General features: G+C 72.1%; 1 protein-coding gene. It reads left to right on the top strand.

What is annotated here, in order from left to right; all coding sequences use genetic code 11:
- Nucleotides 1-1,607 (top strand): acyltransferase domain-containing protein (locus tag CV1CTNOD_RS09825; protein WP_131785821.1); only part of this gene is annotated, 1,607 nt, incomplete at both ends.

Genomic DNA, 1,607 nt, shown 5'->3' with positions numbered 1-1,607 from the left:
CTGGGGTCGATCAAGTCGAATATCGGTCACACCCAGTCCGCCGCCGGCGCCGCCGGCGTGATCAAAATGGTGCTGGCGATGCAACACGGCCTCATGCCGAAGACACTGCACGCCAATCAGCCCACCGATCAGGTCGACTGGTCCGGCGGCACGGTGTCGCTGCTGGCCGCGGCCAGGCCGTGGCCGCACACCGGACGGCCGCGCCGCGCCGGAGTGTCCGCGTTCGGGATCAGCGGCACGAACGCCCATGTCATCCTGGAACAGGCGCCGGACGGTGACTCAGCTCCGTCCGAACGAATCTCACCATCCGGAGTAGATCCGCTGCCCTGCGTGGTCTCGGCCCGCGGCCAGGCGGCGCTGCGGGGCCAGGCACGGCGGCTGCGAGCGCACCTCGACGGCCGCGCGGGTGACTCGCTCGAAGACCTCGCGTACTCGTTGGCGACGACACGGGCCGCACTGCCGCACCGGGCGGTGGTCCTGGCCGCCGACCGCGACCAGCTTCTGCGGGGGCTGGACGCGCTGGCCGATGACACCGCCGGGCCGAACCTCGTCCGCGGTGTGGCCCGGGAGGGCCGCAGCGCCTTCCTGTTCCCCGGCCAGGGCTCTCAGCGTCCGCGGATGGGACAGCAGCTGTGCGAGCGCTTTCCGGTGTTCGCCCAGGCGCTGGAGGAGGTGTGCGACCAGCTCGACGTCCACCTGGACCGTCCGCTGCGGGAGATCCTGTTCGCCGGCGACGGTTCCCCGGAGGCGGACCTGCTGCACCAGACGCTGTTCGCGCAGACCGGCCTGTTCGCGGTCGAAGTGGCACTGAGCCGGCTGCTCGGCGCCTGGGGACTGCGCCCGGACTACCTGCTCGGCCATTCCGTGGGTGAGCTGGCCGCGGCGTACGTGGCCGGCGTGCTCTCCCTGGAGGACGCCTGCGCTCTGGTGGCCGCCCGCGGCCGGCTGATGCAGGGCCTCCCGCCCGGCGGCCTGATGATCGCCGTGCAGGCGTCCGAGCAGGAGATGCTGCCCGTGCTGGCCGGTCGGGAACACCAGGTGAGCCTCGCCGCGGTCAACGGACCGCAGGCCGTGGTGGTCTCCGGCACCGAGGACGCGGTACTCGACGTCGCCGACCACTGGCAGCGCAACGGACGCAAGGCACGCAGATTGTTGGTCAGTCACGCTTTCCACTCCCCACAGATGGACGCCATGCTCGCCGAGTTCCGCACGGTGGCGGCCGCGATGACCTACGCGCCGCCGCGGGTTCCGATCGTGTCGACCCTGACCGGTGCGGTCATCTCCGCCGAGGAGCTCTGCTCGGCGGACTACTGGGTCCGGCAGGTCCGCCGCAGCGTCCGGTTCTTCGATGGCGTGCGCACGTTGCTGGCCAATCGGGTGACCACGTTCCTGGAGCTCGGCCCCGCCGGGGTGCTCACCGCCATGGGCAGGGACTGCCTCGCCGCGGACGACTGCGCACCATCGGTCGTCACGGACGACCCGGCGCCGTCGTTCGTCGCCATGCTGCGCGCCGACCGGGACGAGGTGCCGGCGCTGACCAGCGCCCTGGCCCACGTCCACGCCGGTGGCTCCAGCGGGTCCAGTGGGTCCGGCGTGGACTGGGCGGC

The sequence above is a fragment of the Protofrankia symbiont of Coriaria ruscifolia genome, assembly GCF_900634745.1.
GTDB lineage: Bacteria > Actinomycetota > Actinomycetes > Frankiales > Frankiaceae > Protofrankia > Protofrankia californiensis.
This window is presented reverse-complemented; position numbering and strand designations above follow the sequence as displayed.